This is a genomic window from Agrococcus sp. SGAir0287, from assembly GCF_005484985.1.
In the GTDB taxonomy this organism is placed as follows: Bacteria; Actinomycetota; Actinomycetes; order Actinomycetales; family Microbacteriaceae; genus Agrococcus.
In genome coordinates, this window is the sequence record NZ_CP027942.1 from 1,210,628 (window position 1) to 1,224,977 (window position 14,350).

A 14,350-nucleotide genomic window follows, 5' to 3' on the forward strand; every position below is an offset into this window, starting at 1 on the left:
AACGCGCCTCGGCGCTTCTCCTTCGCCACGGACCCCACGCTATCGAAGCCGCGCGGACGCCCGCCGAGCACCCCCGGGGATCGCGATCGACGCGCGGCCTGTGCTATCCGATCGCTCGCTACGCTGCACTCGTGAAGGCCATCCGCACGTTCACCGTCCGATCGTCGCTGCCCGAGTCGCTGCGCCCGCTCGAGGCGCTCGCGACCAACCTGCGGTGGTCGTGGCACGAGCCCACGCGCGAGCTGTTCCGCGAGGTGTCGCTCGACGCCTGGCGCGGCGCCGGCCACGATCCCATCCAGCTGCTGGGGCGCGTCGGGCAGGAGCGCATCGCCGAGCTCGCCGCCGACGAGGGGTTCGTCGGCAGGGTCCACGCGCTCGCGCAGGACCTCGACGACTACCTGCGCGAGGCCCGCTGGTACCAGTCGCTCGACGGCGCGCCGCGCTCGATCGGCTACTTCTCGCCCGAGTTCGGCATCACGAGCGCGCTGCCGCAGTACTCGGGCGGCCTCGGGATCCTCGCGGGCGACCATCTGAAGGCCGCGAGCGACCTCGGCGTCCCCATCGTCGGCGTCGGCCTGTTCTACCAGTCGGGGTACTTCCGCCAGGCGATCTCGAGCGAGGGATGGCAGCAGGAGTCCTACCCCGTGCTCGACCCCGACGGGCTGCCGCTCACGGTGCTGCGCGACGAGGACGGCGCACCCGTGCTCGTGACGCTCGCGATGCCCGGCGGTCGGACCCTGCACGCGCGCATCTGGGAGGCGCGCGTCGGGCGCGTGCCGCTGCTGCTGCTCGACACGAACGTGCGCGAGAACGCGCCCGAGCTGCGCGGCGTCGCCGATCGCCTCTACGGCGGCGGCGGCGAGCAGCGGCTCGTGCAGGAGCTGCTGCTCGGGATCGGTGGCGTGCGCGCGCTCGCGGCGTACGCCGATCGCACGGGCACCCAGCTGCCCGAGGTCTTCCACTCGAACGAAGGGCACGCGGGCTTCCTCGGGCTCGAGCGCATCGGTCGCCTTGTCGCCGAGGGCCTCGGCTTCGACGAGGCGCTCCGCGTCGTGCGGGCCGGCACGGTCTTCACGACCCACACGCCCGTGCCCGCCGGGATCGACCGATTCGACGCATCCCTCGTGCGAGCGCACTTCGCCTCGGGCGAGCTCGTGCCCGGCGTCGACGTCGACGACGTGCTCGCGCTCGGCGCCGAGGAGGGCGCCGACGTGTTCAACATGGCGCGGCTCGGCTTCGCGCTCGCGCAGCGCGCCAACGGCGTCTCGCGCCTCCATGGGCGCGTCTCGCGCGAGATGTTCGGCGCGCTCTGGCCGGGCTTCGACGCCGACGACGTGCCGATCGGCTCGGTGACGAACGGCGTGCACGCGGCGACCTGGACGTCGCCGCACCTCAAGCGCCTCGCGAGCGAGGTGCTCGGCGCGAGCGACACCACGCGCGCCGACTGGGGATCGGAGGCGCTGTCGGACGACGCGCTGTGGGCGGTGCGACGCGAGATGCGCGCGCAGCTCGTCGCCGAGGCGCGCGCCCGCACCCGCAGGCAGCACGAGCGGAACCAGGGCGCTGCGCCGGCGTGGATCGATCGGCTCCTCGACCCCGAGGTGCTGACGATCGGCTTCGCCAGGCGCGTGCCGACCTACAAGCGCCTCACGCTCATGCTGCACGACCGCGAGCGGCTGCGGGCGCTGCTCACGCATCCCGAGCGCCCGGTGCAGCTCGTCATCGCGGGCAAGTCGCATCCGGCGGACGAGCAGGGCAAGCAGCTCATCCAGGAGCTCGTGCGCTTCGCGCAGGATCCGGCGCTGCGCGAGCGCATCGTCTTCCTCGAGGACTACGACATCTCGATGGCGAAGACGCTCTACCCCGGCTGCGACGTGTGGCTCAACAACCCGCTGCGCCCGCTCGAGGCATGCGGCACGAGCGGCATGAAGGCGGCGCTCAACGGCTCGCTCAACCTCTCGATCCTCGACGGCTGGTGGGACGAGCTGCACGACGAGCAGAACGGCTGGGCCATCCCGTCCGCGAACGAGCGCGTCGACGCCGTGACGCGCGACGCGCTCGAGGCGACCGCGCTCTACGACCTCGTCGAGCACCAGGTCGCGCCGCGGTTCTACGACCGCGACGAGCGCGGCCTGCCGCGCGACTGGATCGCCTCGATCCGGCACACGCTCGAGACGCTGAGCCCCGTGCTGAGCGCGGAGCGGATGCTGCAGGAGTACGTGCGCGAGCTCTACGCGCCGGCGGCCGCCGCCGAGCGCGCGGTCTCGGCCGGCGGCTACGCGCCCGCGAAGGAGCTCGCGGCCTGGGCGACGCGCGTGGCGGAGGGCTTCGACGCGGTGCGCGTGCTGCACGTCGACATCGAGGGCGTCGACCGCGCGCCCGTCGTCGGCGACGAGATCGGCGTGCAGGTCTTCGTCGAGCTGGGAGCGCTCGCGCCCGAGGACGTGGCCGTCGAGCTCGTCGCGGGCACGATGACCGAGGCGGGCGACCTGCGCGACACCCGCGCGTTCGCGCTCGAGCACGCGGAGGCGGCCGGCTCAGCGCAGCGGTTCGCGGCGCGGCTCGAGGTCGATCGCGCCGGCACCTTCGGATACGGCGTGCGCGTCGTGCCGTCGCACCCGCTGCTCGCGTCGCCCGCCGAGCTCGGGCTCGTCGCCGTCGCGGGCTGACGCGGCGCTCAGCCGATCGTCGGCGGCGGGGAGGCGGTGGCGTCGAGCGGCGACGCCACTCGACGACCTCGGCCCTCGGCTCTCCGGAGGCGGGGATGCCGTCGACGCGGTAGACGCGCATGCTCATCGGCGGCATCGCGATCGTGTCACCGGGCACCTGGCGTTCGCCGTCGTGCCGGTCGTCGGCGCTCGACCACAGGAGCTCGTAGCCCTCGACGCCGTCGGCGTTCGGCATCGTGACCTCCGCCTCGCGCGGCGAGCCGTGCAGCACGACGAGCACGCGCGAGTACGGCTCGTCGATCGGCGTCGACTCGGTCATGTGCTGCACGGTGCGATCGTGGCCGTGCTCCCAGTCGTCGATGGTCATGGGCGCGCCGAACGCGTTGAACCACTCCATGCGGCTCGAGCCCGCGACCCGCAGGTCGTCGCGGCCGTACTCCAGCGGACGCAGGGCGGGATGCTCGCGCCGCAGCAGGATGAGCCTGCGCGACTGCTCGAGGAACTCGTCCTGCCACGGCTTGCGGACCCACGGCATCCACGTCAGCGCGGAGTCGATGCAGTAGGCGTTGTTGTTGCCGCGCTGGGTGCGGCCGAACTCGTCGCCCGCCGTCAGCATGGGGATGCCGGCGGAGACGAGCAGCGTGCCGAGCACGTTGCGCATCGACCGGCGCCGGTCGAGCTGCACCGCCACGTCGTCGGTGCGGCCCTCGACGCCGTGGTTGTACGAGCGGTTGTCGTTCGTGCCGTCGCGGTTGTCCTCGCCGTTCGCGAGGTTGTGCTTCTCGTCGTAGCGGACGAGGTCGGTGAGCGTGAAGCCGTCGTGCGCCGTGACGAGATTGACGGAGGCGAGCGGGCCGCGCCGGCCCGTGAAGACGCCCTCGCTCCCCGCGATCGCGTGGGCGATCGGTCCGAGCGACGTCGTCGCCGGCTCGCCGTGGCGCAGCCTGCGGTAGTCGCCGAGCCAGAACTGCCGCACGCGGTCGCGGTAGCCGTCGTTCCACTCGCTCCAGCCGTCGCCGAAGCGCCCGACCTGCCAGCCGCCCATCCCGACGTCCCACGGCTCGGCGATCATCGTCACGCCGCGCAGGGACTCGTCGGTCGCGATCGCGCGCAGCAGCGGATGCTCGGGCGAGAACGACGCATCCTCGCCGCGACCGAGGGTCACGGCGAGGTCGAAGCGGAAGCCGTCGATCTGCACGTCGTGCGCCCAGTAGCGCAGGCTGTCGAGCACGAGCGCCTGCGCGGCCGGCAGCGAGAAGTCGACGGTGTTCCCGCACCCGGTGACGTCCACGTAGCGGCCATCGTCGGTCTGGCGGTAGTACGAGGCGTCGTCGATGAGGCGCAGGCTGGCGCCGGGACCGCCCGGGCCCTCCTCGGCCGTGTGGTTGTAGACGACGTCGAGGTAGACCTCGATGCCCGCCTCGTGCAGCAGCCGCACCATCCCCTTCACCTCGCGCAGCACGCCGCCCGTGCCGTCGAGGCGGTTGGCGCGCGACGCGTATGCGCTGTGCGGCGTCATCCACGACAGCGTGTTGTAGCCCCAGTAGTTCGTGCGGCCCTGCGCGAGCAGCCGCTGCTCGGAGACGAAGTAGTGGATGGGCAGCAGCTGCACCGCCGTGACGCCGAGATCCTTGAGGTATGCGATCGTGCTCGGATGCGCGAGCCCCGCGTACGTGCCGCGCAGCTCCTCGGGCATGTGCGGCGAGAGCTGCGTGAGGCCCTTCACGTGCGCCTCGTAGATCACGGTCTCGTCGAGCGGGGTCGCGGGCCGTCGCGAGTCCCCCCAGTCGAACGTCGAGTCGATGACGGTCGCGCGGTGCTCGCCGGACGGCGTGCGCTGGATGCCCTTCGCGTGCGGGGGAGGGCGTGGCGCGTCGCGTCGAAGCGATGGGTCGGGCCGCTCGGCCCGTCGACCCCGACCGCGTAGGCGGTGCCCGGCTGCAGCAGGTCCGACTCGGCGCTCCACACGTCGTCGTCGCCGCGGCGCATCGGGATGCGATGCGTGACGCGGTCGAGGTCGTGCGCGTCGAAGATGCGCAGCTCCATCGACGTCGCATGCCGCGACCACACGCGCAGGACGTGTCCCCGACCGGTCTGCCGGAGACCGAGGTCGCCGACGAGCCGATCCATGCTCCCTAGGCTAGGCGACGCCATGCGGTACCTCGATCACGCTGCCACGACGCCGCTGCGGCCGTCGGTCGTCGCGGCGATGGCCGAGGCGCCCGCGCTCGCGAACCCGGCCTCGACGCATCGCGCTGGGCAGCGTGCCGCGGCGCTGCTCGAGGAGGCGCGGGAGCGGATCGCGCAGGCGCTCGACGCGCATCCGACCGAGGTGGTGCTGACGTCGGGCGGCACGGAGTCGACGAACCTCGCGCTGCAGGGCATGGCGCGCGTGCGTCCCGGTGCGCTCGTCGTGCCCGACGGCGAGCACCACGCGACGCTCGACACCGCGGAGGCGCTCGCCGCGGCGGGCCGCGAGGTGCGGTGGGTGCCGATCTCCCGGCAGGCGTCGATCGACCACGACGCGTTCGCCGCCGCCCTGGAGGGGGCGGCGCTCGCGACGTCGATCTGGGTGTCGAACGAGATCGGCACGGTGCAGGACGTCGCGGCGCTCGCGGCCCTCGCGCGCACGGCGGGCGTGCCGATGCACGTCGACGCCGTGCAGGCGCTCGGGCATCTGCCGGTGTCGGCGCGCTCGCTCGGTCTCGGGGCCGCCGGCGCGACGACGATCGGCCTGTCCGCGCACAAGGTCGGGGGGCCCGTCGGGGTCGGCGTGCTGCTCGTCGCGCGCGATGCGCCGATCGCGCCGATCGTGCACGGCGGCGGGCAGCAGCGGGGCCTGCGCTCGGGCACGCAGGACGTGCTCGGCGCGCACTGCGCGTCCATCGCGATCGCCGAGGCGGTCGAGGAGCTCGCGTCGGAGTCGGCGCGGCTCGCCGCGCTGCGCGATCGGGTGCTCGCGGTGGGGACCGCCGTGCCCGGCGTCGTGGCGACCGCGCCGTCCGACGCGTGCGCGCCGCACGTCGCGCATCTCGCGATCGAGGGCGCAGAGCCCGAGACGATCGTCTTCACGCTCGACCGGCTCGGCTTCGCGGTGTCGAACGGCTCGGCGTGCACCGCCGGGGTGCAGGAGCCTTCGCACGTCCTCGCGGCGATGGGGCTCGGGCACCTCGCGCCGCTGCGCGTCTCGCTCGGTCGCACGACGACGAGCGACGACGTCGACGCGCTCTGCGCGACTCTGCCCGGCGCCATCGCGACGGCGCGCGCGGCGTCGGCGTAGCCCGCGCATCCGCATCCCATCCGCATCGTCGTCCGGGGCCCTGGGTGCGTCGCCCGGAACCGCTGACTGGCCACGAACGGTCGAACGATGGCCACGATCGGTCGGACGGTGGCCGCCATGGGTGAGGAGTGGCCAGGAAGGGCAGCCCTTCGTGGCCAGTCACGGCGTCAACGTCACGCGCACGGCTCGGTAGCGTGGACGGCATGCAGGTGCTCGCAGCGATGTCGGGCGGCGTCGACTCCGCCGTGGCCGCCGCGCGCGCCGTCGACGCCGGGCACGACGTCGTGGGCGTGCACCTCGCCCTCAACCGCAACGCGGGCACGCTGCGCACGGGATCGCGCGGCTGCTGCACCGTCGAGGACGCGATGGACGCGCGCCGCGTCGCCGACCGCCTCGGCATCCCCTTCTACGTGTGGGACTTCTCGGAGCGCTTCCAGCAGGAGGTCGTCGAGGACTTCCTCGGCGAGTACGCCGCGGGCCGCACGCCGAACCCGTGCCTGCGCTGCAACGAGCGCATCAAGTTCGCCGCCCTGCTCGACCGGGCGATCGGGCTCGGCTTCGACCGGGTCGCGACGGGGCACTACGCGCGGATCGTCGACGCGGCATCCGGCCCGGAGCTGCACCGCGCCGCCGACTGGGCGAAGGACCAGTCGTACGTGCTCGGCGTGCTCACGGGCGAGCAGCTCGCGCATTGCATGTTCCCGCTCGCCGACACGCCGTCGAAGGCCGAGGTGCGTGCCGAGGCCGAGCGCCGTGGCCTCGCCGTGGCGAGCAAGCCCGACAGCCACGACATCTGCTTCATCCCCGACGGCGACACCCGCGGATTCCTCGCCGAGCGGCTGGGGGATGCGCCGGGCGCGATCGTCGAGCGCGACGGCACGGTCGTCGGCGACCATGCGGGTGCGCACGGCTTCACGGTCGGGCAGCGCCGCGGCCTGCGCCTCGGCGTGCCGAGCCCCGACGGACGCCCGCGCTTCGTGCTCGAGGTGCGCCCGTCGACGCGCGAGGTCGTCGTGGGCCCGCGCGAGGCGCTCGCGGTCGTCGAGCTCGGCGGCACGCGCGTGACGTGGGCGGGGGAGCGGCACCCCGGGCTCGCGGCGCCCGGCGGCCTCGCCGTCGAGGTGCAGATCCGCGCGCACGCCGACCCCGTGCCCGCGACGGCATCCCTCGTCGACGACGAGCTCGTCGTGCGCGTCGACGCACCGCTCTCCGGCGTCGCGACCGGCCAGTCGGCCGTGCTCTACCTCGGCACCCGCGTGCTGGGGCAGTGCACGATCGACCGCACGGTCGCCGCGGAGCCCGCGGGAGTCTGAGGGTTCACGACGTCGAGACGCTCGCTCGAGGCGTGGGCAAGGGGCCGGATGCGTGTGGGCGGCTCACGGCAGGATGGGGGCATGACGACGACGCTCGACGCGGCGAACGACCACGCACAGCAGCTCCGCGAGCAGATCGAGCGGGCGCGCGACGCGTACTACCAGCAGGACGCGCAGGTGCTCTCCGACGCCGAGTACGACGCGCTCGTCCACGAGCTCGAGGCACTCGAGGCCGAGCATCCCGAGCTGCAGAGCCAGGACTCGCCGACGCAGACCGTCGGCGGCGCCGTCTCGGCGCTCTTCGATCCCGTCACCCACGCCGAGCGCATGCTGAGCCTCGACAACGTCTTCTCCGTCGACGAGCTGCGCGAGTGGGCCGCGAAGACCGAGGCCGCCGCGGGGCGCACGGGCGCGTGGCTGTGCGAGCTGAAGATCGACGGCCTCGCGATCGCGCTGCGCTACGAGCGCGGACGCCTCGTGACGGCGGCCACGCGCGGCGACGGACGCGTGGGGGAGGACGTCACCGAGAACGCGCTGCGCGTCGCCGGCATCCCGCGCGAGCTGACCGGCACGGGGCACCCCGACCTCGTCGAGGTGCGCGGCGAGGTCTTCATCCCGTCCGCCGAGTTCGAGGCGCTCAACGCGCTGCAGGAGCGGCTGCGCGAGCGGCAGCTCGCGGCGACGCGCGAGCGCTGGGAGGCGCGCCCCGCCGCGACCCGCGGCGAGTTCGACGAGCAGCGGGCCGTCGACTCGGCGCTGCGCCGCTTCCCCGCCTTCGCGAACCCGCGCAACGCGGCGTCGGGCGGCCTCCGTCAGCAGCTCGACAAGAAGGAGGGGCTCGATCGCGAGGCGGCCGACGCGCGCGTCGAGGCGCTCCGCCTCTACGTCCACGGCATCGGCGCCTGGCAGGATCCCCCCGTCGCATCGCAGTCGGAGGTCTACGGCCTGCTCGCCGAGTGGGGGCTGCCGACGAGCCCGTACCTGCGCGTCGTCGACGACGTCGACGGCGTCGTCGACTTCGTCGAGCAGTACGGCCGCGAGCGGCACTCGGTCGAGCACGAGATCGACGGCGTCGTCGTGAAGGTCGACGAGCTCGCGCTGCACGACGAGCTCGGCGCCACGAGCCGCGCCCCGCGGTGGGCCATCGCCTACAAGTACCCGCCCGAGGAGGTGCACACGCGCCTCATCGACATCGTCGTGAGCGTCGGCCGCACGGGCCGGGCCACGCCGTTCGCCGTCATGGAGCCCGTGCGCGTCTCGGGATCCGTCGTGCGGCAGGCGACGCTCCACAATCAGGACGTCGTGGTCGCGAAGGGCGTGCTCATCGGCGACACCGTCGTGCTGCGCAAGGCGGGCGACGTCATCCCCGAGGTGCTCGGCCCCGTGGCGGAGCTGCGCGACGGCTCCGAGCGCGCGTTCGTCATGCCGACGCACTGCCCCGACTGCGGCACCGAGCTGCGGCCGATGAAGGAGGGCGACGTCGACCTGCGGTGTCCCAACGCCCGCTCGTGCCCCGCCCAGGTGCGCGGACGCGTGGAGCACGTCGGCAGCCGCGGTGCGCTCGACGTCGAGGCGCTCGGCGAGGTGACGGCCGCGGCGCTCACGCAGCCGGAGGTGCCGTCGACGCCGCCGCTCGAGACCGAGGCGGGCCTCTTCGACCTCACGATCGACGACCTCATCGGCATCGAGGTCGTCGTGCGCGACGGCGAGACGGGCGAGCCCAAGCGCGATCCCAAGACCGACGAGATCGTGCGCCGTACGCCCTTCCAGCGGAACCCGACCGCCGCGGAGCGCAAGGAGGGGCTCTCCGGTCCGCAGCCGTCGAAGCAGGCGCTCACGCTGCTCGCGGAGCTCGAGCGCGCGAAGACCACCGACCTGTGGCGCCAGCTCGTCAGCCTCAGCATCCGGCACGTCGGACCGGTCGCGGCACGGGCGCTCGCCGGCTGGTTCGGGTCGCTCGAGGCGATCGAGCGCGCGACACGCGACGAGCTCGCGGAGGTCGAGGGCGTCGGCCCCATCATCGCCGACGCCGTGATCGAGTGGCTCGCCGTCGACTGGCACCGGGAGATCCTCGAGCGGTGGCGGGCAGCGGGCGTGCGGTTCGCGATCCCCGGTCATCCCGGTCCGGGTGCCGCCGCCGCGGCGGGCGGCGTCCTCGCCGGCCTCACGGTCGTCGCGACCGGATCCCTCGAGGGCTACACGCGCGAGGGCGCGCAGGAGGCGATCATGGCGGCGGGCGGCAAGGCTGCCTCGAGCGTCTCGAAGAAGACCGACTACGTCGCCGCCGGCCCCGGCGCGGGCTCGAAGCTCACGAAGGCGGAGACGCTCGGCGTGCGCATCATCGACGCCGCGCAGTTCCACCTGCTCGTCACCGAGGGTCCGGCGGCGATCGCCGAGCCCGCCGACGCCGACGCCGACGTCGACGCCGACACCACCGAGTCCGCCACCGAGGAGGCCTGATGGACGCCATCGCCGTGCTGCACGAGCTCTACGGACGCATCCCGGGGGAGGTGCGTCGCGCGGTCGACGGGCTCTCGCCCGAGCGGCTGGTCGAGCGCCCGGCGCCCGAGGCGAACACGATCGCGTGGCTCGTGTGGCATCTCGCGCGGGTGCAGGACCATCACGTCTCCGAGCTGCTGGGCACCGACCAGCTCTGGGCGACGGGCGACTGGGCGGCGTCGTTCGGGCTCGAGGCCGACCCCGACGACACCGGCTACGGGCACGACCCGGCGGATGTCGCACGCGTGCGACCGACGTCGGTGGAGGCGCTCGTCGCGTACGCCGACGCCGCGCACGCACGCGCGGTCTCGTACGTCGACGCCTGCTCCGACGAGGATCTCGATCGCGTCGTCGACGAGCGGTGGGATCCGCCGGTGACGCTCGGCGTCCGGCTCGTGAGCGTCGCCGACGACGCCATCCAGCACGCCGGGCAGGCGTCGTACCTCCGCGGCCTGCTGGGCGCATGACGGCGATCGCACGGCGCGCGCGGGCATGATCGGGCGCCTCGCGATCGAGGGATACCGCTCGATTCGCTCGCTCGTCGTCGACCTCGAGCCGCTCACGGTCGTGACGGGTCCGAACGGCAGCGGCAAGTCGAACCTCTACCGCGCCCTGCGACTGCTCGCCGACTGCGGCGCCGGGCGCGTCGTCCCCTCCCTCGCGGCCTCGGGCGGGCTCGACGGCGTGCTGTGGGCCGGACCCGAGACGATCAGCGCCGCGGTGCTCGCGGGCGCCCCGGCGCAGGGCCTCGTGCGGCAGGGGCCCGTCGCGCTGCGCCTCGGCTTCGGCGGCGACGAGCTCGGCTACGCCGTCGATCTCGGCCTGCCCGTGCCCTCCGGCCCCACGATGTTCGCGCGCGACCCCGTGCTGAAGCAGGAGCACGTCTTCGCAGGTCTCGAGCCGCGTCCGGCGTCGACCCTCGCGCGGCGCGCGGGCCCCCTCGCGCAGAGCCGCGGCGACGACGGCTGGGTCGAGCTCTCGCGCACGCTCGCGCCGTGGGACTCGCTGCTCGACGAGCTGCCGGGCTCCGACGCCGCGCCCGAGATCGCCGGCGCGCGCCGCATCCTGCGAGCGTGGCGCTTCCACGACGCGCTGCGCACGGATGCGCACGCGCCGGCCAGGCAGCCGCAGGTGGCGACGCGTGCCGTGCGCCTCGACGACGACGGCGCGAACCTCGCGGCCGTGCTGCAGACGACGATCGAGTCGCGAGCCGACGGCACCGTCGAGCGCGCCATCGAGGAGGGGTTCCAAGGCTCGCGGCTCGAGATCGTCGCCGAGGGCGGGCGGATGCGGCTCGCGCTCCGCCAGCCCGGCATGCTCCGCGCGCTCGAGGCGCCCGAGCTCTCCGACGGCACGATGCAGTACCTGCTGCTCGTCGCCGCCCTCACGTCGGTCGAGCGCCCCGGGCTTCTCGTGCTGAACGAGCCGGAGCGCAGCCTGCACGACGACCTGCTGCCCGCGCTCGCAGCCCGCATCCGCGACGCCGCCGACGAGACCCAGGTCGTGGTCGTCACGCACTCGCGCGTCCTCGCGGATGCGCTGGGCGGCGCGCGCGTCGAGCTCGAGCGCGCAGGCGGCGAGACGCTCGTCGCCGGACGAGAGGGGCCGCTCGACGTGCCCGCCTGGCGATGGCCGAGCCGCTGAGGGCTCGAGCAGCCGAGTCTCGTAGCCTGGTGGCATGAGCGTGCGTGCGGCGGTGCAGGCGGCCTTCGGGCCGGATCTCACGATCGACGGCACCGACTCCATCCATCGCTTCTCGCTCGTCTGGTGGGCGCGCGTGCATGCGCCCGGCGGCGACGTGCCCGCAGTCGTCAAGCGCACCTGGGGCAGCGGGCAGCATGCGCTCGAGGCTTGGCAGCGCGTGCTCGTGGGGCGCGGCGTGCGCACCGTCGCGCCGCTGCTGCCACCCGTCGACGTCACGATCGAGGAGGACGGCGAGGGGCGCCGCGAACGCTGGGTCGCCTATCCCAGGCTGCGCGGCCGCGGGTGGGACGGCTCGAGCACCGACGTCGCCGCCGCGGGCCGGCTGCTCGGCACGATGCACGCAGCCTCCACGGACCTCGCCATCGAGGGCTTCCCGGTCTTCGAGTGGGGCACGGATGCCGCCGACTCGATCGCGGAGGACGTCGAGGCCGTGCGCCGCTCGACCGCGGAGCACTGGCCGCACGCGGATCCGGGCCCGTGGATCGCGGCCCTCGAACGCTTCGGCGACACCCTGCGGGCGATGCGCGCGGCAGCGCTGCCGTGCATCCCCGCGTCGCTCGACCACCGCGCCGCGAACCTCCTGTTCGATGACGAGGGCGCGATGACGGTCGACCTCGAGAACGCCGCGCTCGCGCCGCGCCTGCTCGACCTCGCGCTCGCGGTGCTGCTCTTCCCGCTCGAGGACGTCGGCTGCGCCGGACGTGCGCTCTCTGGCGAGGAGTGGCGAGCCTTCCTCGCCGGGTACCTCGCCGAGGCGCCGCCGCTCGGTGCGACCGAGCGCTCCGCGTGGCCGACCGCGCTCGAGTACATGCGCATGGAGTGGGGCACCTGGCATCTCACCGAGGGCGTCGAGACGGACCCCGCGAACCTCGCCTACCTCGAGGACCTGCTGACGCTCGATGCCGAGCGCTTCGCACTGCCCTGAGCGTGCCGGCGGCCGCTGTCAACGCCCCGCGCACGCGACGACCGCGGCCGTAGCGTCGCCCGCATGGCGATGCATCGGCACGACGTCCTGGTCATCGGCGCAGGCAACGGCGGACTCGCGACCGCCGCCCGACTCGTCCGGCGGGGCTGCCTGGACGTGGGGCTCGTCGAGCCCTCGCCGCGGCACGTCTACAAGCCGCTGCAGAACTACGTCGGCCTCGGGCTCGCCCACGCGCGCGAGCTCTCCCGACCGCAGGCCCACCTCGTGCCCGACGAGGTCGCGTGGCATCGCAGGGCGGCCGTGCGCATCGACCCGCGCTCGCGCGTCGTGACGCTCGAGGACGGCAGCGAGGTCGCGGGCGCCGACGTCGTCGTCGCGACCGGTGCGCGCATCGACTGGGATGCCCTCCCCGGCGCGGCGGCCGCGCTGAGGCGGGGCCTCGCGGTGACGACGTTCGACGACGCCGTGCTCGAGCGCACATGGCAGCGCATCCGCGACCTGCGCCGAGGCGCCGCCGTCTTCACCCTGCACGCGCAGCCCGCGTCGGGACGGGAGACCGCGATGAAGCCGCTGCTGCTCGCGTGCGACCACTGGCGACGCGAGGGCGTGCTCGACGCGATCGACGTCTCCCTGGTCCACGACGAGCCGGTACTGCATCCCGTCCCCGAGATCGAGGCCGAGTGGCGTCGGCATCTCGTCGCGGCCGGCGTCCGCGTGCGTCTCGCGACGAGAGTGGTCGGCATCGAGGGCGACGAGGTGCTGCTCGAGACGGCGAGCGGGGCGACGCGCGAGCGCGTCGAGCTCCTGCACCTCCTGCCGCCGTACGCGGCGGCCGAGGTCGTCGCGGCGTCCGGTCTCGACGGCCCGGGCACGCGAGGCTTCGTCGACGTCGACCCCGAGACGCTGCGCCACCGCGCCCACCCGCGCATCTGGGGCATCGGCGACGCAGCGCACCTCGGGGATGCGCGCACCGGCGGCGCGCTGCGGCGTCAGACTCGCATCGTCGTCGAGAACGTCCGGCGCGCTCGGGCCGGCGAGCCGCTCGAGCGGTACGACGGCTACACGGTCGCGCCGGTCGCGACGGGTGGCGGTCGGCTCTCCTTCGCCGAGTACGACCGCTCGCTCGCGCTGCGACGCACCCTGCCCGTCCGCGCTCGCGACGAGGTGCGTGCGCACCGCGCCTGGTATCTCCTCGACCGGCACGTGCTGCCGCGCCTGTACTGGCACGGCATCGTGCGGGGCCGCGCGTAGCGCGCGCCGAGGCTCAGGCCCGCGCGCCGGCCATCGCACGAGCCAGGCGCTCGCCCGCGACAGCCGCCTGCTCCTCGGCGGCCGCCTGCCGCTCGTCCGCGAGCGGCCGCAGCTGGGCCATCGCCGGGTTCGCGTGCGCGAGCGTGAGGTCGCGCTGCACGACCTCGAGGTCGAGTCCCCAGACGTCGCGGAGCGCACGCTCGAGCCAGCCGGTCGAGTGGTCCCAGCCGTCCTTCGGGGTGCCGGGCGCGTACGATCCGCCGAGCACCGTGACGAGCACCGCCGGCGTGCCTGCGAGGCCCGTCGCGCCGGGCCCGATCCGCGGGTCGGCGTAGGCGAGGTCGAACCAGGTCTTCACATGCTGCGAGACGCCGTAGTTGTAGAGCGGCACCGTGAGCAGCAGCGCATCGGCCTCGAGCAGCTCGTCCGCGAGCGCCGTCGCGAGCGCTCGGCCGCGGCGCTGCAGGTCCGTCCGCTCGGCCTCGGGCGTGAAGCCCTCCGTCACGGCCGCGGCCCAGAGGTCGGCCGGGATGGGGGAGGTGCCCACGTCGCGGCGACGCACCTGCGGCTCGGGCGTCGCCTGGGCCCATGCCTGCTCGACGAGGTCGCCGAGGGCGCGGCTCGCGGAGGTCGCGGGCATGATGCTGGCGTCGAGGCGGAAGAGGGACATGCTGCTCCTTGATCGAGGATCCTGCTGCTGGATGCAGAG

The 14,350-nt window shown here is 74.1% G+C and carries 10 protein-coding genes and 1 pseudogene; 8 read left to right on the forward strand and 3 right to left on the reverse strand.

Annotation, left to right across the window (positions count from 1 at the left end):
- Positions 1-131: 131 nt before the first annotated feature.
- Positions 132-2,669 carry an alpha-glucan family phosphorylase gene (gene glgP, locus C1N71_RS05715; RefSeq protein WP_137755528.1) on the forward strand — a complete coding sequence of 846 codons (2,538 nt, stop codon included), beginning with the start codon at positions 132-134 and terminating at the stop codon, positions 2,667-2,669.
- A 166-nt stretch (positions 2,670-2,835) separates the two neighbouring features.
- Here the strand turns inward: glgP and glgX are convergent.
- A pseudogene (glgX, locus tag C1N71_RS05720) lies at positions 2,836-4,512 on the reverse strand (glycogen debranching protein GlgX); the annotation flags it as partial.
- Positions 4,410-4,823 (reverse strand): hypothetical protein, encoded by a 414-nt coding sequence (locus C1N71_RS15290; RefSeq protein ID WP_368074141.1) that lies wholly within the window; start codon positions 4,821-4,823, stop codon positions 4,410-4,412. The gene C1N71_RS15290 and the pseudogene glgX, both read right to left, overlap by 103 nt.
- Between C1N71_RS15290 and C1N71_RS05725 the strand changes: the two genes are divergently transcribed.
- The 7 genes from C1N71_RS05725 to C1N71_RS05755 all read left to right on the forward strand — a co-directional run bounded on the left by C1N71_RS05725 (position 4,822) and on the right by C1N71_RS05755 (position 13,641).
- A complete protein-coding gene (locus tag C1N71_RS05725; RefSeq protein ID WP_137755529.1) occupies positions 4,822-5,949 on the forward strand; it encodes a cysteine desulfurase family protein in 1,128 nt (375 codons plus the stop codon). The genes C1N71_RS15290 and C1N71_RS05725 overlap by 2 nt on opposite strands.
- Before the next feature lie 203 nt (positions 5,950-6,152).
- Positions 6,153-7,262 (forward strand): tRNA 2-thiouridine(34) synthase MnmA, encoded by a 1,110-nt coding sequence (gene mnmA, locus C1N71_RS05730; RefSeq protein ID WP_137755530.1) that lies wholly within the window; start codon positions 6,153-6,155, stop codon positions 7,260-7,262.
- 81 nt (positions 7,263-7,343) lie between these two features.
- Entirely contained in the window at positions 7,344-9,722 is a 2,379-nt protein-coding gene (gene ligA / locus C1N71_RS05735; protein ID WP_137755531.1) for an NAD-dependent DNA ligase LigA, read from the forward strand.
- Positions 9,722-10,228: a mycothiol transferase gene (locus C1N71_RS05740; protein ID WP_137755532.1), complete on the forward strand. Its 507-nt coding sequence runs from the start codon at positions 9,722-9,724 to the stop codon at positions 10,226-10,228. The genes ligA and C1N71_RS05740 overlap by 1 nt, the downstream gene beginning before the upstream one ends.
- Positions 10,229-10,253: 25 nt before the next feature.
- The gene (locus C1N71_RS05745) at positions 10,254-11,405 is read left to right on the forward strand and encodes an AAA family ATPase (protein ID WP_137755533.1); all 1,152 of its coding nucleotides are present in this window, start codon (positions 10,254-10,256) and stop codon (positions 11,403-11,405) included.
- Between the two features lie 34 nt (positions 11,406-11,439).
- Positions 11,440-12,390 carry a phosphotransferase enzyme family protein gene (locus C1N71_RS05750; RefSeq protein ID WP_137755534.1) on the forward strand — a complete coding sequence of 317 codons (951 nt, stop codon included), beginning with the start codon at positions 11,440-11,442 and terminating at the stop codon, positions 12,388-12,390.
- Between the two features lie 63 nt (positions 12,391-12,453).
- On the forward strand, positions 12,454-13,641 hold the full coding sequence (locus C1N71_RS05755) for an NAD(P)/FAD-dependent oxidoreductase (protein WP_137755535.1): 1,188 nt from the start codon (positions 12,454-12,456) through the stop codon (positions 13,639-13,641).
- 13 nt (positions 13,642-13,654) lie between these two features.
- Here the strand turns inward: C1N71_RS05755 and C1N71_RS05760 are convergent, their stop codons facing one another.
- Complete coding sequence (locus C1N71_RS05760; protein WP_137755536.1) at positions 13,655-14,311, reverse strand: NAD(P)H-dependent oxidoreductase; 657 nt, start codon at positions 14,309-14,311, stop codon at positions 13,655-13,657.
- Positions 14,312-14,350 lie beyond the last annotated feature (39 nt).

Excerpts from the sequence above, each read along its gene's own strand:
- C1N71_RS05725 (WP_137755529.1), top strand. The coding sequence starts at position 4,822 with ATGCGGTACCTCGATCACGCTGCCACGACGCCGCTGCGGCCGTCGGTC.
- C1N71_RS15290 (WP_368074141.1), bottom strand. The coding sequence starts at position 4,823 with ATGGCGTCGCCTAGCCTAGGGAGCATGGATCGGCTCGTCGGCGACCTC.
- mnmA (WP_137755530.1), top strand. The coding sequence starts at position 6,153 with ATGCAGGTGCTCGCAGCGATGTCGGGCGGCGTCGACTCCGCCGTGGCC.
- ligA (WP_137755531.1), top strand. The coding sequence starts at position 7,344 with ATGACGACGACGCTCGACGCGGCGAACGACCACGCACAGCAGCTCCGC.
- C1N71_RS05740 (WP_137755532.1), top strand. The coding sequence starts at position 9,722 with ATGGACGCCATCGCCGTGCTGCACGAGCTCTACGGACGCATCCCGGGG.
- C1N71_RS05745 (WP_137755533.1), top strand. The coding sequence starts at position 10,254 with ATGATCGGGCGCCTCGCGATCGAGGGATACCGCTCGATTCGCTCGCTC.
- C1N71_RS05750 (WP_137755534.1), top strand. The coding sequence starts at position 11,440 with ATGAGCGTGCGTGCGGCGGTGCAGGCGGCCTTCGGGCCGGATCTCACG.
- C1N71_RS05755 (WP_137755535.1), top strand. The coding sequence starts at position 12,454 with ATGGCGATGCATCGGCACGACGTCCTGGTCATCGGCGCAGGCAACGGC.
- C1N71_RS05760 (WP_137755536.1), bottom strand. The coding sequence starts at position 14,311 with ATGTCCCTCTTCCGCCTCGACGCCAGCATCATGCCCGCGACCTCCGCG.